The organism is Tissierella sp. (assembly GCF_032104385.1).
Lineage (GTDB): Bacteria > Bacillota > Clostridia > Tissierellales > Tissierellaceae > Tissierella.
Map to the genome: position 1 here is coordinate 80996 of NZ_DAMCHJ010000013.1, position 22972 is coordinate 103967.

The window sequence follows — 22972 nt, forward strand, 5'->3', positions numbered from 1 at the left end:
ACCCTGCAAGAAGTTTCTTGCAGGGTATTAGTTATTATATTTAATTATTAGTATTAGATTTTTTTAACATAGTTGATAAAATTATATATATAATAATAGATATTAATATTGAATTTATTGCCGTAGAACCGAATTTGAATATATATGAAAATAATCCGCCTACGATTACTGAAATGAAAGCAATTGGCTTTATTTTTTCATATTCATGTTCTCCATCAAACTTATATTTTTCTTGCTCCTTTAATATATAATAATCAGCTATTAATACACCACCAAAAGGAGGTAAAAATGTACCTAATAATTCTAAGAAATAAATAAAATAATTTTGTATCCCCACTGTCGCAATTAAAGTAAAAACAATTCCACAAACTGCAGTAATCTTATGCTTATTAATTCCAGGCTTTATATTGATAATTCCTAAAGCAGCAGAATATAAGTTATTATCGTTACTTGTCCATTGTCCAAGTATTACTATCATCAAAGCCATGGTTCCTAAACCTAAAATGATTAAGCCACCCATAATAGTTGATGCCATAGTAGCTTTTGATATTACTAAACCACCCCAGTTAGCAACTGCAAATATTATCATAGCAATAACAATACCAATTCCATTATGCTTTGGTGATTTAGCATATCTAGAAATATCCGGCTGTAAAATAGCTCCCGTAATCCACCCGCCTACAACTATAGTTATACCTATCCCTAAAGAAGCTGGATTATCAATACTAGATTGAACAATAGTACTATACCCATATTGGTTGATGGCATAAATACCAGAATATAGACACATACCCAACAGCAAAGGAGATGCAATCATACTCAAAGCTGTCATACCTTTAAAACCAACAATAGCTGTGGACATCATCAGTATGCCGCCCCATAAAGTAGCTATTTTAGGATCTGCCCACTTTGCATTAGGTACTAATAGATGAATAGTTTCCCCAAAATATCCACATTGGTAAGAAAACCAGCCTAACATTGAAATGGCAAATACTAAGCCTACAATCTTTGAACCTTCTCTTCCAAAGGGTTTCCTAGCCAGCATTGAGAAAGATACCCCTTTGCTGGCACCAATCCCTCCAGTAAAAGCTGCTATAATTCCAAGAATAATACAGCCTATAACTATTGATAAGACCGCATCTCTATAGGACAATGTTTGAGCTAAAGATGCACCTGTATAAAGTGTAGACATAGCTACTGCCATTCCAGTAGTAACTACTGCAATATTTATCTGTGAGCGTCTTTTATCAATAGGTACTGGTCTGTCAGGATAATCATAAAATTGGTCTTCCTTCTCCTCATTATATTTTAACTTATCATCCACTTAGTTTCCCTCCTATTTTAAAGTTTAAAATCAGTATAAGTAAACTTAAATTTTGATATAGGTTATCTCAATATATTTCATCAAGATAACCTTATCAATTAAAGGCGTTCTTCTATAGGCTTATAATCTATATCATATCCAAAGTATCTTGGTCCTAATACTCCAATTCCCTTTTCTGATTTAAATATTTCTCTTGCTTTTAAACCAATAACACAAACTTCATCACCAACTTTTAATACTGGATTAGCATATGGCTCACCAGTTTTAGCATCTACTGCAACAATTATATCGGGACTTGTTATAATAGGTTTATCGTTTTCCCACATTATATGATTTTCGTTTTTAAACCAGATTTTATATATATTATCCTCAAACCCTTCTTTACCAGTAATGGTATGAGTTCCCCAGTAATACCCTAGTTTATCCTCAGTATCCTTTCCAGTTACTGTACCTTTTGCTAATAGGTATCCATCTAATTTTTTAATTATTTCTTCAATAGGATTAAGTCCCTTTTCCCTGGACTCCCTTATCATCTTTCCTAATTCATAACATTCAGTAAGAGTTCCAGGAATAATAATTTCTTTCATCTCTTTACCAGTCATTAGGAACCCAGCTTGACCAGCTAATCCATATGCGCCTGAAGCTATTAGCTTTCCTATCCTCTCTACCATTCTATAATTAATAGCTTTATCAATTATACAAATGTTATCAAATTCATCTACAGATGCTACTGGCCATAAAACCTTTCCATTTATATAAGGTGTTGTCTGCAAAATTTCTGGTATGGCTCTTCCAGTATAATCTCCATCTACACAAGGGATTCCGTTTAATATCCCTGCAGCCAAAGGTCCTGGCGTGTTAGCTCCGCCTAACTCAATAGGCACCACAGCTCCTATTTTCTTTCCTGTATACTTTGAAAGTTCAGCCACTGCTTTACCTAATCTCTCTTTTTCTTTATTAATAGAATCAGTTAATCCAAATCCCTCCATTTCCTTTTTTACTTCATCTGTATGAGGAGCAATAGAACCCATTAAAAATGGACATACTGTTATAGTATCATCATCTATTTCATTTACATCAATCCATCCAACTTCATTTCCCTTTTCGATTTCTGACATCAATGAATCTATTCCATTACTTGGTAATCCTCCACCTCCAGTTCCATAAAATGTACAACCTCTTACGAAATCTTCTACTTCTACCCTATTTGTTAGCCTTTTTGTTGCCATTATTTAAGCCTCCTTTTAATCACTTATCTTATGAATTTACCTTGCTTATTTTTCTATGATATAATCATACTATAGTTTAAAATGTGTATGTGCACATAAATTTTGATATTGTTTGTGCTATATATACATTGATGTATTATCTGATTGAAGTAATCTTTCCCTGGGATTTGTACTGAAAAAGACACAGTTTATATTCTGAAATATAATACTGCATATCCTTCAATTATCCTTGGTACAGTAATGATATACTTATACCAATAAACTATATTAAAAATTAATTCTTCGGCTAATCCATATCATTAGGAGTGATCTTATGCTTGAGTTAAATGAAATAATGAAACTAGATATTATGAAAGGAGCAAAAATTTTATCTGGAGAAAAAAATTTAAATAACAAAATACGAAGTGTAAGTGTATTAGAAATTCCCGAAGCAACACCATTTATAAAGGATTCTGAATTATTGATATCTGCCTTTTACTCCATACGTACAGATATAAAAAAACAGATAGAAGTTATCAAGATGTTAAAAAACGTTGGATCAAGTGGTCTTATTCTATCCCATGTAGGATTAATATTAGATAGAGTTTCCCAAGAACTTATAGATATTTGCGAAGAACTGAATTTTCCTCTTATTTTAGCTCCAGCCGATTTAGCTTATATTGACATTATTTCACCTATTATGGATACTCTATTATATAATCATAATAAAGAATTAAAACAGACATTGAGAATATATGATGTTATGTCAGAAACAATAATAGATAAGCAAGATCCTACAAATATTTTGGAGACACTTTATGATCTCATCAATAGACCTATACTCTATTTTGATTGCAATCAGGATTGTGTCTTTGAAAAAAGCATTGATAAAGAAAGGGAAGAAGTAAAATCCTTTATTATAGAACAAATAAATAATAATTTTAATACTTTTCTAGATAAAAAAGATGTATATATCAATTATAAAGATGGCATAATTCAATGGCTGCTAACACCTATAATAAGTAATTTTAGATATTATGGTATATTGGCAATATTCCTTCCTACAAAATTAAATGATTTAGATTGGATAGCAATTAATCAAACTAAAAACTTTATCTCAATAGTAACCTTAAACAATATAAATAGAAGGGATTATAAAATATCCGTAAAAAAAGAATTTATTATTGACTTAATAAGCAAAGAACCAGTTAATGAAGAAATGACTATAAAAAGAGGCTTAGGCCTAGGCTATAATATTGACCTATTAAAGTTAGCCATTGTAATAGATATATATGATTTTAACTCATTATCAGAAAATAAATCTGAATCCTATTTGATTCAACTTAAAAAAGATATTTTCCAAACTGTAGAGGACAATATCTCTATGAAATCTAATGAGTACATTATTATAGACTATAGTGATAAGATTATTTTATTATTATATAAGGATGTAGATGAAAAAACTACAAAGGAAAAAGCCCTTAAAATAAGCAATTATCTTATAGAAAAAATAAAAACTACAAATAAGATTGATGTTTCTATTGGTATAGGTAAATACTATGAAAAATTTAAGTATATCTATAAAAGTTATAATGAAGCACAGACTGCAATAAAAATCTCTAATAAATTATTTTCAATACCTCAATGCACTTCCTATAATGAAATTGAAATATATCATTCTATCTTTGAAAATGCAGACTTTAACTGGATAAATAAAATCATCAAGGAACTATTTGGCAAACTTATAGAATATGATAATTTAAATGACTCAGAACTTTTATATACACTAATCAAGCTTCTAGAAAATAATCTCAATACACAAATGACAGCAAGAGAATTATTTATCCATAAAAATACAATAGCACAACGAAAGAATAAGATCATAGAGATTCTAGAGGTAGATCCGTTTACCTATCCTAATATAACAAAATACACTTTAGCAGCCTTGTTGTATAAATATTTCCATAATAATTTCTTGAAAAACAATTAATTATAAATTCAATAATTTAAAATCTGATGCTGATATATAAAGTTTATTAAATAATTTGTGTATGATGTACATTCAAGTTAAGATAAAATAAAACTATTGCCAAAACTATTTTGGTGAGTAAAACAAAATGGTTTTGGCAAATATAGGATTAATGTTATAAAATTATACCAGTGTTACAATAATTTAAATCCCATAGATAACACTAAAGTTTAAAAATCTGGAGAAATATCGTTCATTATTTCTTTTATTTGCTCCTCTAATTTCGAAATTCTTTCTCTACCTTCTATATATTCCTTACCTTTATTTTTTAATTCTTCATCTAGCAGCTTAGGAACTTGTATATTTATTAAGTCTTCAGCATATAGTCTTAGTCTACTTGGAGTTGCACCTCTTGATAATGCATTTCCTTGGGATATAAAGCTATCTGATTTAATTAAATATAGTATTGATTCACTAGTTACTCCCTCCCTAGGTCTTAGTACATGAAATTCATTTGAGCAATATACCTTTTCTACATCATTATCAAGCAATAAGGATTTCTTATTTCTCATACTTGGACCTAATCTTGCAAAGAGGATATCTCCACCACGTGCTACATGTTTAGCACCTTTTAATTTGTTTCCCGGTAACTTTGATATATCTTTTTTTGACATCTTATAAGGATCCTCTGGTAATTTATCAATACTTATATATGGATAGAGTTCAGTTACATTCTTTTCTACATTTTCAGTAACTCTTATGACATCTGCGTATTCACTGAATAATGTATATTCACCCTCTAGATTAAGATTTTTTCCAGCTGCAAAATCCCATCTGAATTTTAATTGTTCACCTGTTGATTTATATACCAATTCATCATTATTGGATATAAATTCTTCAGGATGATCTTTAAATTGCTCCCATGATTCAAGAATATATGGGATATTATTTTCATCTATTGGTCTTCCTGTTCCATCATATCCTATCTTCTCAATATTTGCCATGAATACTGGATAGTCAAATGTAATTTTTTCTATTTTAACATCAATTTTTTCTAATATTAATATGCTTGTTTTTGTATAGGTCCCGTATGGTGCAAATGTTTCTATAGGTAAGCTAATTACAGCTTTTATTTTTGTCTGAGTCATTACCCAATTTCTTGCAAATAATGCATTTTTGTTAGTAATTAATCCATCTGGCAATACAATTGCCATTATTCCTCCAGGCTTCAAAAATTGAATACAACGTTCTAATCCTAGATATTCAAGCGGTAAAGACTTTTTTCTTTTCCCCAATTGAAATCTACCCAGTATATCCCCAATTTCTCCTTGCATTATAGAACCAAAAGGTGTATTCGTCATTATTTTTGTAAATACACTGGGATCTTCATTCTGTTCTCCACCTAAAGCTACAATGTCCGGATAGTTATCAAAGCTAAGCAATGCATCAGTATTCCTAATATTAGTATGACCATCATCGTGTAGCATCATATCAGTCATTGCAATTCTTACCATTCTATCACTTTTCTCTATTCCATGAAGTCTATTAAACCGAAGATCATATCTTGAATAATCATCCATGAACTTTCCATATTTATCTTCAATATATTTTAACGATGTAGATAGAAAATGTCCACTTCCACAAAATGGGTCTAATATCAAATCTGATGGTTTAGGATCAAGCATTTTTACAATCAACTCAACTATTTGGTGAGGTGTGAAATATTGTCCCATACCAGCCCTTATTGCCGCACCTAAAACTTTTTGAAATGCCTTACCCTTGATATCCGAATCCGTTGTATCAATAAAAGAATATTCTTGGAGATTTTCTACTACTTTTGACAGCGCATTTGAACTTAATCTTATTTGATTTTTAAATACTCCTCTTGAACGTGAATAACCAACTATTTTCTGAGAGTTAGAATTCAAATCATAATCCCTAGCATCTTCATATAATTGTCTTATATTAGATGCTACCTCCTCATTATTACCAGCTCCATAAGTTTGAAATTTAAATACTGTTCCTTCTTCTTTCCTGCATACTTCTCTTTCATCATAAATCTTAGTGAATATAATTTTACTTAATTCATCTAATGCTTCATCGTCATGTAGTCCATCTATATCCCTAATTATACTATGACATTCAAATAAAATAGAATTTAGTTTCTCCGTTAATGGCTTTAATCCTGTTTTTCTCCTTATTCCATTTTCCTCTATTATCTCTCTAGTCAATACTCTTTTAATCTTAACTTTTTCCTTATCAAATGCTGGTATATCAGATATAATATTAAAATCATTTGGATCTATTTTCTTTTCTAGTACCACTACCTTTCTTCCATTCGTTACTAACCCAATTGTTGCAGTATGTGTAGCTGCTAGATAAGACTCCAATTGTGATTTTGCTTCTTCAAATTCCCTATCACTAATTCCAGCGTTTTTAGTTTCTAATAGTAAATATGGTCTTCTTCCCGAGTTTTTAATTGCTATATCGCATTCTTTCACCGCCACACCCATTTTTATAGGCTCTTCTATTACCAATCTTTCACCTATCCATTCAATTGGATATTTATAGGTGTCAATTAATTCTCTTAGTACCCACTGCCTTACAAATTCCTCATTATCATATTCACATGAACTTGAATTTTTCATTGCCCTTTCTTTAGAATAAGCAACATCGGCATCATCTAAAAATAACCAGTCATTTGGATTAATCCGATAAAAATCTTTCATCTTCATTTAATCACCTCAACTTATATAATATATGTATTATATATTATATAAGTTAGATCGTCAATCTATTATTTCTTAGATAGTGAATCGTCTTATATGATTATTTTATTATTAATCTTATCAAAGCTTTCTTCACTAAAATCTATTTTATAAAAAGTCATCCTTGTATTTACATCATATAATTGTTAATCTTTACTTTCTATACTATCGATTCCATTTTTTAAAATAAAAAAAGCCAATAAGGAGTATAGCTTTGGATCCAAACTGACTTATATCCGACTATTTAATTATACATTCTTATAATCTGAATTCATATTCTTCACCATCATAGATTTTTATATTAATCCCTTCCAAAACAAATTTAAACTTATCTTGTTTCTCTAAACTAGGGATAGATAATAAAGTATGTATATGCATATTGAACCGCTAGAAGAATAACCTTCTTCTACTTTCCTTCCATTTATCAATATATCCTTTATTGTCATAGCTTGATATGGACTTTCTTGTTCTATTATACATTCTTCCAATGGTGTTAAATTGCCCTCTATATCTTTATATTTCTCATAAAACATACTATACTCATCTTAATCTATAATAGTAATTATATCGAATACAATTCCTTTTGAAAAATGATATATAGTAGGAATAAATCTTTTTGATCTATTATTTTGAATTTTCAAGTTTACTTGTTGAGGTCTACCAGATATTCCTTTGAATTTTTTCCATAGACTAGAATTATAATATACTTTCATTTGTTTCCCCTTTTCCATAAAAGTAGTCTTTAAAAATCCTTTTTATTATTTCAGTTTCTTCTTTATCTATAATAAGCTTTTCCAGCTTTAATCCATCCCTTAATACTTCTTCAATATTTTTGCTAGGGTTCTGCTTATTCCTCCTAATTTACAATCACTTTCACTATTATTATACCATTAATAATATAGATATTATATAAACTTATGCTGATTCCTATTAAGTTTCAAACTATTTTCCATCAAAAGTATTACCTTTCCAACTACAATAAACTCTACAAATCATGAATATCTTGGCAATGTTATTAGCAATAAATTAATTAGAATTAAAAATGTTCTTATAGTTCACTGAAATGTTTTTCTTCTGAGCTTATTAATTACAGAATCGTTATATTATTTTTACTTTTCTTGAAAAACTCCCTATTTTCTTTCATAGTGATAGAAGTTTACTTCATTTACTTTTCAAGCTTCTCCTGATACTGTTCTTACTTGTTTTTTATTTAATAGGAAAATAGAAATTTCTTATTAAATAAAAAAATCCTTCTTAGTAATTTTTTTACTAAAAAGGATTAAATAGATCTTATTAGGCATATTATAAATCTTATATTACTATAACACACAGCTACTATTTAAAAACAAGATATTTTTATCAAACCCATCATTTCCAGTGTATAGTTTTTCATTTACCATAAATATAGCCGATGCTTTTGTTACATTGTTTTTTCCCCTATAGTATAGATATCCACTCCATGTTCCTTTTGGGTCTTGAAATTCTCTTCTATAATAAGCTTCCCATTCTCCATCTTTACTTCTTACATGGATTGATTGACTTCTCATATATAAAACTATAGAAAATATAATGATAATTAATATACCTATGATGATTAATGTCTTTTTCCTCTTCATAGAAAAATCTCCCTATTGTATCATAAAATATTAATATTCTATATATCCTTTATTACATTAACTCTTTCAAATATCCTAGTACCTTATTATACGATATTGATTGTTACCCTTAGCAGTAGTTTATAATTAATATTAATGATGCCTACCTGACTTATTGATCAGTTTAAACACTCTTGCACAATAATGTAAAAAGAGTGTTTACAGAGCATTAAAAAACTATAGCTAACTAAACTTAATTCTAAAAATTTATTTTTTTATCTTGATTCATCTTTTATGATAAATAAATTGATAATAGATTTAAGTCTGAGTTTTTAAAAAATACTATTTCTCCTTCTTTTTATCTTGCGTTCAGAGATAAGGAATATTAATTAATAGATAATAGGATTTTTTAATTATTATTTAACTAATCATTATCATTTTTTATTGATTCATAATTTTTAATTAAGTTATCTAAAGTAGTATTAAATTCTAAATTATTATCCTTATGTTCTATTCCAGATAGAGTACTTTCAAATTTCTTGTTTAATTCAGGTTCATTGATACACATAATAAATGCAACATTAAAAGAAATAGTTTCTCTTTCATCTTTATTCAGTAGTGATAGTTGTTCAATAAAATAATCTGGCTCTCTTAAAAAAAGATTACTTAATTCTGAATAAAAGCCCTCTGCATAAGCACCATCAGCTACCAATGCATCATTAAACAGTTTTGTATATTTTTCATCTTCAGAAATCTTGTTATTGTTTTTATTTACATGTATCATAAATAAAATTAATGTAACAATAATAAACACAACTAGAAATATAATAGACATATTTTTTTTCATCAATTATCATCCTTTTCTAAAGAATTACTTTAAACAAAACTTTAAACTATATTATTATAAAAGTAAATTACTAATTAATAGCATGGTTCTATATGATAACTATCTTCATTCAATAGTCACCATACAGAACTAATTGCTAAAATTTTTGTAGTATTTATTATAAATTATTCAGTAATAGAAATTTTACCAGTTCTATTATGTCCATTGGAGGTTTTTGTTAAGTCGGTTATATTATCTTGCAATTTTTTTTGATCAGTATTAAATATTCTTACACAGCCATTTGTCGGCTGTAATGTACTTTGGCTGCGACCACCATGTATCCAAATACCATCACGGTATCTTGGAACATAATAATTATTGTCACCATTCATTACTACTACTTTATAAGGACCATATGCTGCAGTATCATTCTGTACAGCACCTATATAACCGGTATAATTTCCTATAGGTGTATTTCCATTACGTGTACTCATTGATTCATTAGATGCAGATCTCCCTAAAGCAGAACCTGATTGAATTAAATCTCCCCCTGCATTATATAGATAATAATTTCCTACCTTATTTCGATCCTTATATAATGAAACTTTAATTTTCCAATTACCTTTTGAAATATCAGGATTTGATCCAGTTCTACTGACAAGTAATGATCCATTCGGTGAAGAGTAAACTTCAACTTTTGTATAAAAACTTCCAGCATGGGATAGTGCAACTGAGAAGTTTACGGTTGATTCACTTTTCCCAGAAGGTATTGAAAATTGTCTAGAGTCTTTTAAATATGTTGAGCCATTTCGTATGCAATAGACTTTAGCATAATAAGTTCTAGTTGTCTTCACAGCGGTGGTTTCTCTAAAAGTAACATTTAAATTTGCAGTTTTTCCTGCCTCAATCTTGCTAGTATATAAAATATTCCCAATAATAGGTCTCTGTGTTGAAAAAATATCAATACTTGATTCTTCTACTTTTTCTTCTATTAATCCAATATTATTATCTTCATATTGCTTAATTTCTGTTTGCAAAAAATCTAAAATCTGTTTTTCATTGGAGGCCAAATCATCTAATGAATATTTTAATTGTTCTCCAATTCTGCTATTAGAAGTTAAGTACGATTTATTCATTGACATATTCACATTGAAATAAGCAATGTTTTCTGCCACTTTACTTACCGTAGTTCTGTCAAATGGAGTCAGCGATTTTGCAAATAAAATAGGATCTAAACTATAATTTTGAGCCATATTAAAAGCAAATTCTTCATCTAAATGCCCTTCATTGATTTGATTCACATTAATTTGATTTTGTATGGCTTCAACATCAAAACTTTCAATAGGAGCAGATTCCTCTATAGATACTGCAGTCAAATCTTCATAACTGCTTTCATATAGCTTAGTTATAAGTTCTAAAACAGAAAATGATTTTTCATTAACAGTCTGAGAATTTATAGTGTCATTTAAAACACTTTCAAAGTTCTTTAATTCTTCTGAATCCCTGACTGCAAACTCTGCACATATTGCAAAGGCTACTTGCTCCTGTGATTCAGTATCAATCTCTGACATATAGTATGCAAATTCCTCTGGATTCTCTAAAAAGATGTCTGCCATTTCGTATCTTATTCCCTCTGAAATAGCACCATCAGAATTAAGATATTTGTTAAACAAATCTCTGTAATTATAAGTACTGTTTTGTTCAGATGCTTCAACTATTAGAAACAAAGCAAAAATCATTGTTATTACTAAAATGGCACTAATAATTTTCTTCATAATATTTCATCTCCCCAATTAGTTTTTCTATTTACCTAATGCGAGTAAATTTCTATGATGGAGTAAATATTTTAATAGCTGTAGTTATAACTTGAAATGCTTTACATATCTGTATTCTATAAAAATAATTACTGTATTTACTCCAAAGTGCCTTCATTATAAAAACTTGTACCTAATACTAAATATCATAAAGTTAATTAAACAAATAGTTAAATCATTGGAATCCCCCCTTTTTAATTTATTCATAAATTGCAAGTTTTATTGTGGACAATTTACTAAAATTTTAAAAGTTGTATTCTGCAGATATATAGTATTGTTTATAGTTATATAGATAAGTGAAAAATACCTATTTAAGTTATTATCAAATCAGCATAAATATTAATATCATTTTAAATTTTATAATAAAAAGTTATCTTTTTATTTTATAAATAATAGGTATCAACTTCTTTTATGTTTCTTACATTAAAACGAGTTATCCTTGAGTAATTTATAAATATCATATTTGAATTATTGTTACTGTATTTTAAATACAATCTAATTAAATCAAATATTATGTATTCTGTCAAGTATATACATAGTATATTTTATAACTTAATATTATCCTAAACGTTGACATATTTTACTTTTATACTTATAATAAAATTAACAATAATTTAGATATTTAATGTATTAAGGGAGAGTTTTCAATGCCAAGACAAAATAATCGTTTTAAATTAACTAATAGAGAATTAGATATCTTAAATATTTTGTGGACCGCTGAAAAGCCGCTGCTGGCTTCCGATATCCCTAGGATAGATAATTCTATAAGTATCAATACAGCACAAGCTGTTTTAAGAAAATTACTGAAAAAAAATCTCATTGAAGTTGCAGATATTGTATATAGCGGAACTGTTCTTTCGCGTAGCTATCAGCCAACCATAAGTTCAAATGACTTTTCTCTGCAACAATTTGTCAAGCAATTTCAAAATCTAAATAAAAGTATTTCTACACCTAGTATTGTTGCCACACTGTTAGAACACGAAAAAAACGAAAAAATTGTTATAGAGGAGTTGGAAAAAATGCTTAAAGAGAGAAAAAAGCTTCTCGAAGGAGAGGATTAAAATGTTCTTCTCCTTTACTGCTTTTATAACCGTTTTATTTTTTAGCAGTGCATTGATTATCTTAATATGGCTTTTTTTAAAAAATAATAGGCTCATCAAGGAAATCGGAGTCGGTTCCTTGTTTTTCTGTATAGCAATTATTATGATCAGATTGTTTATTCCAGTTGAATTTACTTTTGCAAATAATTTAGCTTTTAAGCGGGTGCTTCCGAAAATCGTTTTTTTCTTCGAAATACCAATAATAGCATCAAGTAATTATAATATCTGTTTCCATCATGTTATCTATGTAATTTGGTTAATAGGAGCTATTATTCAATTGAGTAGAATACTACAATCTTATAAACATTTTAAGAAAACAATAAGTAAATTACCTGTAGTAAAAAACATACAGGTTCAAAATACTTTACAGAAAATCCTTCAAAACTACAACAAATCAGTGAACTTTAAAATTATTCAAACTGATATGATTTCTACCCCTATGATACTTGGGGTATTAAAACCATGGATTGTTGTTCCTCAGCTAGAGTTTTCACAAAATGAGTGGCATTACATTTTAAGTCATGAAATCGCCCACTACTATCATGGTGATTTATGGGTTAAAATAATTATTGAGTTTTTATGTATCATCTATTGGTGGAACCCTTTTATATATTTGCTAAAAAAACAAGTATCCAAAGTGCTTGAAATACATACAGATCTTACTATTACAAAATCAATGGATGAATTGGAACGAATTGAATATCTGGAATGTCTTTTAAAAATAGCTAAATATAATGCTAATAGACAATTGAATAAACTAGCATTAACCTTTGATAGTGAAAGTACTTCTATGCTCTCGCAGCGATTTCATATAGTTTTGGAAAACTCTAATCAAAAAGAAAAATTTAGATTTAAGAGTATTTTTCTAACCATACCTATACTATTTTTGGTTGTTTTATCTTTCTTTTTCGTATTTGAGCCATATTTTATACCTCCAAATGATGCTTACGGTACGGTTGAGCTTACAAATGAAAACTCATATTTAATTCAGAATCAAGACAACACTTATGATCTTTACATTAATGATCAATTTTTTGGTACTGTCAATGAAATTAAAGATTCCTATGCAAATCTATCCATATATAAAAATATAAAAGAGGTGCAAAATGATGAGAAAAATTAGAAGGAAAATCCCTGTATTCATTATCTCAATTTGTATTATCAAAACCCTTTCATCTATTGTTGTATCTGCTGCCAGTCTAGATACAGTAGAAACAAAAGCACAATCCAGTACAGTTGTTCAGATTACAGAAAATCTACAATCCGATCACTTAATAACTCCTTTTTCTGATATCATTGACTGGAGGTATAAGTCAGTAAACGGAAAAGTATATAGGCGCCAATATAATTACTCAAAAGGAAAATGGATCGGTGAGTGGGAGGCTTGTTAAAAAAAGTGACCAAATCTTATTAAGCAAAATCCACGAATGGTATATGACATTCGTGGATTTTATCCATTTGTAAATTCCAATCACCTTTTATATTATTTCCATCTGAAATCTTAGTATTGTTATTAAGTGACTTTGATTTATGGCATTATGTTTTGAATAATTGGTATATAGGAGATAGTATAAATGAAGAAGAACTTGATGCTGAATGGGAATGGTTAGATAAATTGTCAAGCCAAGAGAAACAAGATGTAATTGAAAAATCATGGGATAAGATATTTAGTATAAAAAAATCCTTAAATAATGGATTTAATTCGTCAGGTAAATATATTCAAGGTACATTTTGGGAATTGAAGCTTAATGAAGTAAGAAAAGTGCAAATATTTAAGGCAAGATAGGAATTATTGTTTTAATTAGATTTATTGTCTAAGCAAAATTTTTAAAATACATGTAGACCTATTGTATAATTAATAAATTCATTTATATTTAATATAGAAAACTTAAAATATTAGAAATGAGTATAGAAAGAATAAAGAGGATAAAAGTATATATACGAAAATAAATCTGACAATTATATATGTAAGAAACAATCTTTAATCTATCAACACATTATTATCTGGAATCTCTAATTCAATACAAGCCATTTGTTCCCCATGTTCTCCATGTCCAGAATATCTTAGATCTGGTTTCCTATGCAGTCCATTATAAATATACCAGCCCCATATAGGATATATACCAGATTTATAAGAGCTATCACCCATACTATTTATCATTTTATTTCTAATCCAATTATAGGGTTCTAAGAATGAACACTCTTCATCCTTTAAATAAGATGCTAATTTTTCATCACAAGTAACAATCTCCTCTTCTTTTAACTTTTCCCAAATATCTATTGATTGAATTGTCCATATTTTCATTTTTAAAGTCCCCTTTTTCGTTACTTAAATAGTAACTCGCACTAAATCTAAAACCACCTTCAAGCAAACGCACCATTTAAGCTTTTCTTAAGAAAATAAAATTGATGTCATAAGCTGTTTTTGTTCTTGGAAATATCAAATGACCCAGATTAATAAATTACTTTCCTTTTATAATATTAATTGAGTATATACAACCCACAGTACAATTCCCGTCTATAATCTGAGACTCAATCGGAGCAGGAGATATTCTTTCTGTATTATAAATTAGGCTCTGAAAATGCACAAATATTATAACTTAAATTATTGTTTAATAACATATATATTTTATAATTATTGAGCATTTTAGGATTTTAATAGATGTTCAACAGTCTTAATTAGAGATTTGGTATTTAGCTGAATAGTTTTCAGCAACTCTTTCTGGAATTAACAATCCAATTTTATGATAATGATACAACGTTCTAATTGATATACCAGAAATTTTAGCTACCTCCTGTACTGTATATACCATTTAACATCACCTCAAAATTAAGTATAAATTCTTACCTTAGGTTGGAGTCAAGTATTTTTTTGATAAATAATTAAAGTTTATAAGTTATAAGTTTATTGAACCCTTACCCCTTTAATTTGTATATTTAATATGTTTAATTTATATAAAAAAGCACCAAGATGTTTACATCTCAGTACTATTGATATTTTAAATTTGTTTTATGATAAAGTATATACTATGCTCGTGTTATTGTACAAGCATGGCATGAGTCATATATCGGACTTTTCACTTGTTTCACTCACTCACAATCCATGTTACGACTTCAACATGTCTTGAGAAGATAATAATGATGTCATAGGAAGATGGTAAACCCTTGGTTTATATATTATTATAACACACCTATCTTCTCATCTTGAAACCTCCACTTTTTGGCAAAGTTATACTCTAAGTTGAAAATTCAAGATACTCTAAATCATGTGTTTTATTAGTTTTTCAATTAACCTTTTCGCATTTTATATAAACCTTATAATTTCTTTATAATTAGATGCTAGACTATATATAGCAATTTATGAGGGGGTTATTATATGACTTTAGAGAACAGTACAAAAGAAGCCAAAGGGTTTACGGGATTTCAAATTAAACTTTTAGCTTTAATATTTATGTTACTTGACCATATCCACTATTTTTTTGAATTTACAGGTAAAATTCCTGTGGCATTTTCATGGATTGGTAGATTGGCAGGAGAGATGTTTTTATTTACAATGATAGAAGGATATATTCATACTTCTAATAGGAAAAAGTATTTTAAAAGAATTTATTTAATGTCTATATTTATGAGCCTTGTAAAATATATAATTCAGTTTTATCAGCCATTTCAAAGAGGGGATGGATTTTGTCCTGAGAATGGTATATTTTCTACTTTTGTAATTTTAATTATAATCTTTAAAGGAATAGATTATATAAAAGAGAAGAAAATATTTAAGGGCATTGGATTAATATTATCACCATTTATAATAAGCTATGCCATAGCCATTGTTTTTCAACTTTTAATTCTTCCATTTACATCAATAGATACAGCAAATATTATTTATATAATAATAACTAGCTTTCTTCCACATCCATTTATGGTAGAGGGAGGTATATATGTAATTTTAACTGGACTTATATTGTATATATTTCACGAGAATAGAAAACTGCAGTTTATATCTTTTGGTATTTTTATATTAGCTTGGATGATTGGTATGCCTTTAGTATATATTCGCCCCATTAGTTTAAAGCTTATGTTTACAGATTATTATGAGTGGATGGCTATATTTGCCTTGATTCCTATGTTTTTGTATAATGGTGAAAAGGGTAAATCTATGAAAAAATTATTTTATATATTCTATCCAGCTCATGTTTATATATTGTATGGGTTATCAATTTTACTTTATAGTTTAAGATATTAGGAGGATACTATGGAGACTATTCTTATTATAGATGATGAAAAAGACCTAGTTATGATAATTAAAGATACACTTGAATCCAATGGATACAATGTCCTGACTGCCTATAATGGCTTTAATGGAATTGAAATGTCTAGGAAAAAACCAGATCTTATTATCCTAGATATTATGATGCCTGATATGGATGGTTTTAATGTTTGTAGTCTTATAAGGGATAATGTGGATTGTCCAATATTATTTCTATCTGCAAGAGATAGTGAAATAGATAAAATCAAAGGACTTGCTATTGGCGGAGATGATTATATAACTAAACCCTTTAGTTTAAAAGAATTAGTTTCTAGAGTTAAAGCACATTTAAGACGAGAAAAAAGAATTTCCAAAATGGAGAAAAATACTTTTCTCCATTTTGGAAATTTAGATATAAATTTAAAGGGTTTAAATGTAAAAGTAAATAATGAAGATATAAATTTAACCAAAAAAGAATTTGAAATTGTGGAACTTCTATCCTTAAATCCAGGGCAAGTTTTTTCAAAAGATCAAATTTATGATAAAATTTGGGGCTATGATGGATTAGGTGATACTTCTACAGTTACAGAGCATATTAAGAATATTAGATCTAAAATAGCCTCTATCAACAAAGAAAATGAATATATTAAAACTGTATGGGGATTCGGCTATAAATGGGAGAAATAGAATATGAAAAATAAAAGTTTTAAAAATCAATTTATAATAACCTTTATAAAAATACTAGCTTTAAGTTTTATTTTTTCCATTTTTTCTTTTTCCATATGGTTTGAAATTTTTGACTATATTAGATATCCTGCTAATTACTATGAAAGGCAAATTGGAGATATAATTAAAAAGATAAATGAAAATCATGACTATGTATTAGATAAGGGTTTTGAAAATAAGATGAATGAAATCGTACCACACCAAGGAATACTATATCAAGTATTAGATAATAATGGAAATATAATCTATGGAACCTTAGATAAAAAAATAATAGAAGATAAAAAAGATCTAATTACTAGTATAAACTCTACTAAATTCTTTAACAGAAATTCTTTCGCTAGAGTAATCCCTATTTTCGATAAAAATAGCAATATTAAGGGAGCTATTGTATTAAATTATAGTTTAATAAGTACACAGAGAACGAAAAATAATTTATTAGCACTATTACACAATTCTTTAATATTTTTCCCATTTATCTTTATAATTATATTTACATTTATCTATGCTAAAAAATTAAGCAAAGGTATAAATAAGCCATTAAATATATTACTAGAAGCATCAGAAAAAATTAAAAATCAGGACTTAGACTTTACCGTTGAATACAATGAAAATAATGAGTTTACAAAACTATGCAATGCCTTTGAGGATATGCGAATAAATCTTAAAGATTCTCTTATAAGACAATGGGATATAGAAGAAAAAAGACGTGAGAATATAGAGAGTATTGCTCATGATTTAAAAACACCACTTACTATTGTAAACACTTACTCTGAGGCATTAATAGATGGAACAGCTAAAGAAGATAAATTTAAAGATTATATAGATGTCATTAAAAGAAATAACGAAAGAGCTTTAATCTTATTGGATGATATGAATAAATTATCTAGTATTGAAAACCCAAATTTTGTTTTAGAACCTATTGAAATTAATATTGCAAAGTTTCTAGAATTAAAACAAAAAGATTATAAACTTTTATGTGAAGAAAAAGACATCAATTTTAAAATGGATATATTGGATTTACGTGAAAAAAGTTTTGCAGCTAAATTTGACATCCATGCTCTAGAACAAATAATAGATAATTGTATATCCAATAGCATTAGATATACGGAAAAAGGCGAATTTATAGAATTAAATATTTTATGCAAAGATGAGGAAATAGAATTTTCTATTATAGATACTGGAAAAGGCTTTAGCAATGAGGATTTAAAAAATATATTTAATAAATTCTATAAAGGAGATAAATCCCGTTCTTTTAAAGATGGACATTCCGGTCTTGGCATGTATATAGCTAAAACCATTGTAGAGAAGCATGGCGGAAGTATTAAGTCCTTAAATAATAAGCCAAAGGGTGCTATTATTAATTTCAGTTTAAAAGCAAAATAAGCTTACTTTTATAAGTCCGACTTATAAAAGTAAGCTTTTTGCCCTAATATTAGAGGATTTCACTCCTTCTTTCTGGATAATTTTATTTTCCACATAATACATCTGACATTGATAAAGTGAAATCCATTTTTCTCCTTAAAAACTTGATTAATTCAATGATTTAAAAATATACAATCTTCTTAATTAATAACTACTGGCTTTTCCATGACTACTTTATTGATTCAGCAATTTTCACATTTTCGTCTCTTCCAAAATTAGTGTACATTAAATATCTTACACCATTTGTTTCCCAAACAATTCCCTCATCTCCTATAATAGCTTCTTCACCATTTATTTTTACTTTTTGAACATTGTTAAAAAATGTTTCACTGGATGATTCTTCACATATATAGGTCTGAAATATGGATACTATTTCTTCTGTTTTGTTATTTATATAATATACGCCACATCCCCCATCAAAAATCTTTCCATTATCATCTTTATAAAACTCAACATAATCAAATTCAAATCTTTCTGGCAAATAAGCTGGTAACTTTATATCAAAACAAGTATATCCATTTATTTTCTTAGGATCTTTAACTATTACATCATCAACTAGATTCTCTTTTGCATTTTTCTCCATATTTTCTTTTTGTACTGCCTCTGTTATCAATGTTCCATCAGAATCTATTCCAAAAACCTTTTCTCCATTTCCATTATACATTTCATCTTTGTTAGCCAATGTAATCTTTTTTATTATATTTCCATCTTTATCAAATATTTTTCCTTTAGCTGCTTCAGGTATTTCTTGGTCCTTCCATTTAATATCTTGGCTTTCAAATATTGTTATATTGTTTAGAGATAGAGATCTAATAATTTTGTCTACCAACTCTTGTGCAAAAGCTGTTTGCATGGTTATTGTCAATGCACATAAAACAGATGCAGCTATAATGCCTCTTTTTTTCATATTTGTTGTCTTTTTCATATTTGTTGTCTTTTTCATATTTTCTTCCTCTCTATTTTTGATAACACTTAAGATATTGTCAAATTCTTTATTAATATCTTCTGGTATTTTGTTCAATTCTTTCTTAAATTTTTCTTTCATCTTAGCATCAAACATCTTATCATTATTCACCATAATTAATAGTCCTCCCCTAATGTTTCTCTTAGCTTTGATCTAGCCCTACTAAGCCTTGATTTGACTGTCCCTTGTGAAATATTTAAAATTTTCGATATATCCTTAACTGAAATATCTTCAAAATAGAATAACGTAATCAATATCCGTAATTCTTCATCTAATAAATTTATTGCTCTAACTAAATCCATATTTTTATAATCATCGGTATATTGTTCCCCTATATCTCCAACATTTTCATCTAAAAACATATTTCCTTTGTTTTTCCTCAATATTTGATTACACTCATTGATTAATATTCTTATCAGCCAAGTTTTAAAATACTCATCTTTTTTCAAGGTACGAACATTCTGAAATGCTTTAATCAATGTATTTTGAATAGCATCTTTTATATCTTCTTCATTTTTCAAAATTCCTCTAGCCACTCTATAAATGTTTAATCTATTTTCATCTATAAGTGCTAAAAATGCTTCATTGTCTCCTTTCTTCGCTTTATATACTTTTGTCTTTTTTCTATATTTAGAAAATGATATCAGTTCCATTTTATCCTCCTATTCCTCTTTTACTTAGCTAAGTATTACACTTATTAGATGGATAACAATCATATATGGTTCTCTATATTTTATTTTTTTAATATTAGCGTAAAATACTATGACCCCTGCCATTTAAATCTATTTCTTTTCTATTAATAATACCCACTCCCACTTTAGACTCTTGGCTTTGGGTCCTTGCATTTTGGCAAGTCCGCCCTTCACACAACTATTCATTTTATTATATTATCATAAGTCTTATTCTTGTATAAAAGATAAAATAAAAACCAGATTGTTCAGATTTTCTATAATTATATGGTTCTAATATAGTGCTGAAATATAGCACAATTATAGGTAGAATTGTCATTACAATAGTGAAAGCGCCACTTTATATTCCGCTGAAGTAAAGTAAAAACACTCATTAGCACACCTACCTATGAAAATCATACTATGTAAAATAAATTTATTCCCCGCTTTTTGTGTCCTCTTTTGTAAACTCTACCTTCCTGCAATAAAATTTTCTTATCAAATTGATTTGAGTTTAGTTCATAAAAAATCCGAAAGCACAGAACTTCCGTCTTCTTCACCCAAACTATAAAATGGTATAGGAATCGAACCCTAGGTGGAGGTTATTCTAAATCATTTGAGAGCAACCATCAAATAGACCAGAATATCAGTTAATCTAACGCAGGACGGACTTTAAGAGCGTATGCCCTAAGATGAGGTTGTTTTCGATATTGCTCCATTTAGATACGGGGAAGAAGTGGACTAAATAAACGCAGGGTAGTAATTTTATTTTTCACCGTAATTCCTTCCTTTATGTTTTCAGCTATAAAAAGGAGGCTAAATTTATTTGGTCTGATATGCTAACCTAAAAACTTATCCTCCTTTATTTTCTGTATTTAGTTTTGCCAAACGAAAACACTAAGACTTTTACATCTCAGTGCTATTGACATTTTTGAATTTAATTCTAAAGATAATATAATTGTTCTTTTGGCTCTCTAACAAATTCTATGCTCTTTTCTATCATTTCGTTATAATCTCTTCAAGAGTTATCTGTTCCAAGAAATAAAAAAACCCGTCCTCCCGCCTGATTTCCGATGAATTTATCTTGTTCAGGTTGGTATGTATCTTCAATTAGTGTAAAATGAAATTTTTTGTATAAAATTCTATAGCTTCATCATAGTCTTTTACTACTAAAGCAACGTGTACAACAGATTGAATTATTTTTATTTACCGCACTTTCTATACAGAATATAAATTACCTAACATAATATGAGAACTATGTCTTAACTTTACTTAATGCCATCTATCTCTAACATTAACCTATTAAAATAATCTTCCATAAATTTAAGTCTTTCTTTTCCAATTTCTTTAGCCTTTTTTGTATACAATTTATTGGGGATTTTTTTAAACTTCACTTCATACTCAATGAAAGGTGTATGTTTTGAGATATCTTTTAACCGTCCTTTTTCAACAGTATTAGATTCGAGATAGTCATTAAGTGGCTCGTTTGCTATTAATCTTTGTCCAAATTGTCCTGCTAACATAAAAGTACGTGCAATTCCACTTGCACCTATAGCATCAAGCTTATCTGAATCAAAAAGTATTTTTGCTTCAATTGTATTAGGTTCATTTCCAGTCCTAAATCTATGCGCTATAATACAGTGCTTTATCTTTTCGATTTTTTCTTCCTCATATTGTAATCTTCTTAATATATCTTCTGCAATTTCACTACCCAAGATAGCATGGTCAAGTTCTCCTATTTTATCTTTACTCTCTTCTACTCTAGCAATATCATGCAACAATGCTGATGGAATCAGAACCTCTAAATCAACATTTTTCTCATACTTGGCAATTAACAAGCAAAGATTATAAACCCTAAATATGTGATCTAAATTATGAGCTGAACAAGTTAATTTGTCCTGGACAATTTCAATAATTTTTTTATGTTTTGTATCTATATTCATTAATATCCCCTCCATTGTTTCATACTTTTCAATTATACTCATTATATAAAATCCAACAAACTCATCATAAAATTATTCTATTTCTTTCCTGCCATCACTGTAATTATCCGATGTCATATATAAAATGCCCCTAAAAACAAGGACAAAAACGGTACTTTCACTGATTTTTAGTTGAAATTTCGCCTTCGAATCACTATATGTTGTAGTCAAACCGTTTTATTTCTCCTCTGAACCACAACACGTCATCAAAATTATATCCTCCGCCGTAACTTGTTGCCAATCACATCTCACTCTGCTCATATTATTGGACAAGCATGGCATAGGTAATACATCAGATTTTTCAATTGTTTCACTCCCTCACAATCCATGTTACGACTTCAACATGCCTTGAGAAGATAATAA

22 protein-coding genes are annotated in these 22972 nt (G+C 28.4%); 8 read left to right on the forward strand and 14 right to left on the reverse strand.

The window, feature by feature from the left end; genetic code table 11:
- Positions 1-40: 40 nt before the first annotated feature.
- Positions 41-1324, reverse strand: coding sequence for a cytosine permease (locus tag RT714_RS12705; RefSeq protein WP_313758098.1), 1284 nt, complete (start codon positions 1322-1324; stop codon positions 41-43).
- 98 nt (positions 1325-1422) lie between these two features.
- On the reverse strand, positions 1423-2553 hold the full coding sequence (locus RT714_RS12710; RefSeq protein WP_313758099.1) for a DUF917 domain-containing protein: 1131 nt from the start codon (positions 2551-2553) through the stop codon (positions 1423-1425).
- A gap of 313 nt (positions 2554-2866) precedes the next feature.
- Between RT714_RS12710 and RT714_RS12715 the strand changes: the two genes are divergently transcribed.
- A complete protein-coding gene (locus tag RT714_RS12715; RefSeq protein WP_313758100.1) occupies positions 2867-4522 on the forward strand; it encodes a PucR family transcriptional regulator ligand-binding domain-containing protein in 1656 nt (551 codons plus the stop codon).
- A gap of 209 nt (positions 4523-4731) precedes the next feature.
- Here RT714_RS12715 and RT714_RS12720 read toward each other — a convergent pair whose 3' ends face one another.
- The 6 genes from RT714_RS12720 to RT714_RS12745 form a co-directional block, all read right to left on the reverse strand.
- Complete coding sequence (locus RT714_RS12720) at positions 4732-7236, reverse strand: N-6 DNA methylase (RefSeq protein ID WP_313758101.1); 2505 nt, start codon at positions 7234-7236, stop codon at positions 4732-4734.
- A 374-nt stretch (positions 7237-7610) separates the two neighbouring features.
- Positions 7611-7802: a hypothetical protein gene (locus tag RT714_RS12725; RefSeq protein WP_313758103.1), complete on the reverse strand. Its 192-nt coding sequence runs from the start codon at positions 7800-7802 to the stop codon at positions 7611-7613.
- A 12-nt stretch (positions 7803-7814) separates the two neighbouring features.
- Complete coding sequence (locus RT714_RS12730) at positions 7815-7982, reverse strand: hypothetical protein (RefSeq protein WP_313758104.1); 168 nt, start codon at positions 7980-7982, stop codon at positions 7815-7817.
- Positions 7983-8588: 606 nt separating this feature from the next.
- On the reverse strand, positions 8589-8885 hold the full coding sequence (locus tag RT714_RS12735; RefSeq protein WP_313758106.1) for a hypothetical protein: 297 nt from the start codon (positions 8883-8885) through the stop codon (positions 8589-8591).
- Between the two features lie 403 nt (positions 8886-9288).
- Positions 9289-9711: a hypothetical protein gene (locus tag RT714_RS12740; RefSeq protein ID WP_313758108.1), complete on the reverse strand. Its 423-nt coding sequence runs from the start codon at positions 9709-9711 to the stop codon at positions 9289-9291.
- A gap of 164 nt (positions 9712-9875) precedes the next feature.
- Positions 9876-11465 carry a L,D-transpeptidase gene (locus tag RT714_RS12745; RefSeq protein WP_313758110.1) on the reverse strand — a complete coding sequence of 530 codons (1590 nt, stop codon included), beginning with the start codon at positions 11463-11465 and terminating at the stop codon, positions 9876-9878.
- Positions 11466-12151: 686 nt separating this feature from the next.
- Here RT714_RS12745 and RT714_RS12750 point away from each other — a divergent pair.
- From RT714_RS12750 to RT714_RS12765, 4 genes are all read left to right on the forward strand, one after another.
- On the forward strand, positions 12152-12565 hold the full coding sequence (locus tag RT714_RS12750) for a BlaI/MecI/CopY family transcriptional regulator (RefSeq protein ID WP_313758111.1): 414 nt from the start codon (positions 12152-12154) through the stop codon (positions 12563-12565).
- Between the two features lies 1 nt (position 12566).
- Positions 12567-13727, forward strand: a complete 1161-nt coding sequence (locus RT714_RS12755; RefSeq protein WP_313758113.1) for a M56 family metallopeptidase — start codon at positions 12567-12569, stop codon at positions 13725-13727.
- The gene (locus RT714_RS12760; RefSeq protein ID WP_313758115.1) at positions 13711-13995 is read left to right on the forward strand and encodes a hypothetical protein; all 285 of its coding nucleotides are present in this window, start codon (positions 13711-13713) and stop codon (positions 13993-13995) included. Before RT714_RS12755 ends, RT714_RS12760 begins: the two co-directional genes overlap by 17 nt.
- 116 nt (positions 13996-14111) lie before the next feature.
- On the forward strand, positions 14112-14390 hold the full coding sequence (locus RT714_RS12765; protein ID WP_313758117.1) for a DUF3841 domain-containing protein: 279 nt from the start codon (positions 14112-14114) through the stop codon (positions 14388-14390).
- 195 nt (positions 14391-14585) lie between these two features.
- On the opposite strand, the gene RT714_RS12770 is transcribed toward RT714_RS12765, so the two are convergent.
- Both RT714_RS12770 and RT714_RS12775 read right to left on the reverse strand, forming a co-directional pair.
- Positions 14586-14909, reverse strand: a complete 324-nt coding sequence (locus RT714_RS12770) for a DUF3841 domain-containing protein (RefSeq protein ID WP_313758118.1) — start codon at positions 14907-14909, stop codon at positions 14586-14588.
- A 370-nt stretch (positions 14910-15279) separates the two neighbouring features.
- Complete coding sequence (locus RT714_RS12775; protein ID WP_313758120.1) at positions 15280-15417, reverse strand: MerR family DNA-binding transcriptional regulator; 138 nt, start codon at positions 15415-15417, stop codon at positions 15280-15282.
- A 563-nt stretch (positions 15418-15980) separates the two neighbouring features.
- Between RT714_RS12775 and RT714_RS12780 the strand changes: the two genes are divergently transcribed.
- Genes RT714_RS12780 through RT714_RS12790 form a run of 3 tightly spaced genes read left to right on the forward strand, consistent with a single transcriptional unit; the run spans position 15981 to position 18956 of the window.
- On the forward strand, positions 15981-16844 hold the full coding sequence (locus tag RT714_RS12780) for a TraX family protein (protein WP_313758122.1): 864 nt from the start codon (positions 15981-15983) through the stop codon (positions 16842-16844).
- Positions 16845-16853: 9 nt separating this feature from the next.
- On the forward strand, positions 16854-17534 hold the full coding sequence (locus RT714_RS12785; protein WP_313758124.1) for a response regulator transcription factor: 681 nt from the start codon (positions 16854-16856) through the stop codon (positions 17532-17534).
- Between the two features lie 3 nt (positions 17535-17537).
- Positions 17538-18956: a HAMP domain-containing sensor histidine kinase gene (locus RT714_RS12790; protein ID WP_313758125.1), complete on the forward strand. Its 1419-nt coding sequence runs from the start codon at positions 17538-17540 to the stop codon at positions 18954-18956.
- 208 nt (positions 18957-19164) lie between these two features.
- Here the strand turns inward: RT714_RS12790 and RT714_RS12795 are convergent, their stop codons facing one another.
- The 4 genes from RT714_RS12795 to RT714_RS12805 form a co-directional block, all read right to left on the reverse strand.
- Positions 19165-20073: a DUF4367 domain-containing protein gene (locus RT714_RS12795; protein WP_313758127.1), complete on the reverse strand. Its 909-nt coding sequence runs from the start codon at positions 20071-20073 to the stop codon at positions 19165-19167.
- A gap of 2 nt (positions 20074-20075) precedes the next feature.
- A complete protein-coding gene (locus RT714_RS12800; protein ID WP_313758128.1) occupies positions 20076-20612 on the reverse strand; it encodes a sigma-70 family RNA polymerase sigma factor in 537 nt (178 codons plus the stop codon).
- A 1125-nt stretch (positions 20613-21737) separates the two neighbouring features.
- Positions 21738-21833, reverse strand: a complete 96-nt coding sequence (locus tag RT714_RS15980; RefSeq protein WP_399326927.1) for a VOC family protein — start codon at positions 21831-21833, stop codon at positions 21738-21740.
- A gap of 62 nt (positions 21834-21895) precedes the next feature.
- Positions 21896-22570, reverse strand: coding sequence for an HD domain-containing protein (locus RT714_RS12805; RefSeq protein ID WP_313758129.1), 675 nt, complete (start codon positions 22568-22570; stop codon positions 21896-21898).
- Positions 22571-22972 lie beyond the last annotated feature (402 nt).

Coding starts and splice junctions, on each gene's coding strand:
- RT714_RS12800 (WP_313758128.1), bottom strand. CDS start 20,612: ATGGAACTGATATCATTTTCTAAATATAGAAAAAAGACAAAAGTATAT.
- RT714_RS12785 (WP_313758124.1), top strand. CDS start 16,854: ATGGAGACTATTCTTATTATAGATGATGAAAAAGACCTAGTTATGATA.
- RT714_RS12720 (WP_313758101.1), bottom strand. CDS start 7,236: ATGAAGATGAAAGATTTTTATCGGATTAATCCAAATGACTGGTTATTT.
- RT714_RS12730 (WP_313758104.1), bottom strand. CDS start 7,982: ATGAAAGTATATTATAATTCTAGTCTATGGAAAAAATTCAAAGGAATA.
- RT714_RS12755 (WP_313758113.1), top strand. CDS start 12,567: ATGTTCTTCTCCTTTACTGCTTTTATAACCGTTTTATTTTTTAGCAGT.
- RT714_RS12750 (WP_313758111.1), top strand. CDS start 12,152: ATGCCAAGACAAAATAATCGTTTTAAATTAACTAATAGAGAATTAGAT.
- RT714_RS12795 (WP_313758127.1), bottom strand. CDS start 20,073: ATGGTGAATAATGATAAGATGTTTGATGCTAAGATGAAAGAAAAATTT.
- RT714_RS12745 (WP_313758110.1), bottom strand. CDS start 11,465: ATGAAGAAAATTATTAGTGCCATTTTAGTAATAACAATGATTTTTGCT.
- RT714_RS12710 (WP_313758099.1), bottom strand. CDS start 2,553: ATGGCAACAAAAAGGCTAACAAATAGGGTAGAAGTAGAAGATTTCGTA.
- RT714_RS12790 (WP_313758125.1), top strand. CDS start 17,538: ATGAAAAATAAAAGTTTTAAAAATCAATTTATAATAACCTTTATAAAA.
- RT714_RS12725 (WP_313758103.1), bottom strand. CDS start 7,802: ATGTTTTATGAGAAATATAAAGATATAGAGGGCAATTTAACACCATTG.
- RT714_RS12760 (WP_313758115.1), top strand. CDS start 13,711: ATGATGAGAAAAATTAGAAGGAAAATCCCTGTATTCATTATCTCAATT.
- RT714_RS12780 (WP_313758122.1), top strand. CDS start 15,981: ATGACTTTAGAGAACAGTACAAAAGAAGCCAAAGGGTTTACGGGATTT.
- RT714_RS12770 (WP_313758118.1), bottom strand. CDS start 14,909: ATGAAAATATGGACAATTCAATCAATAGATATTTGGGAAAAGTTAAAA.
- RT714_RS12735 (WP_313758106.1), bottom strand. CDS start 8,885: ATGAAGAGGAAAAAGACATTAATCATCATAGGTATATTAATTATCATT.
- RT714_RS12715 (WP_313758100.1), top strand. CDS start 2,867: ATGCTTGAGTTAAATGAAATAATGAAACTAGATATTATGAAAGGAGCA.
- RT714_RS12775 (WP_313758120.1), bottom strand. CDS start 15,417: ATGGTATATACAGTACAGGAGGTAGCTAAAATTTCTGGTATATCAATT.
- RT714_RS12805 (WP_313758129.1), bottom strand. CDS start 22,570: ATGAATATAGATACAAAACATAAAAAAATTATTGAAATTGTCCAGGAC.
- RT714_RS12740 (WP_313758108.1), bottom strand. CDS start 9,711: ATGAAAAAAAATATGTCTATTATATTTCTAGTTGTGTTTATTATTGTT.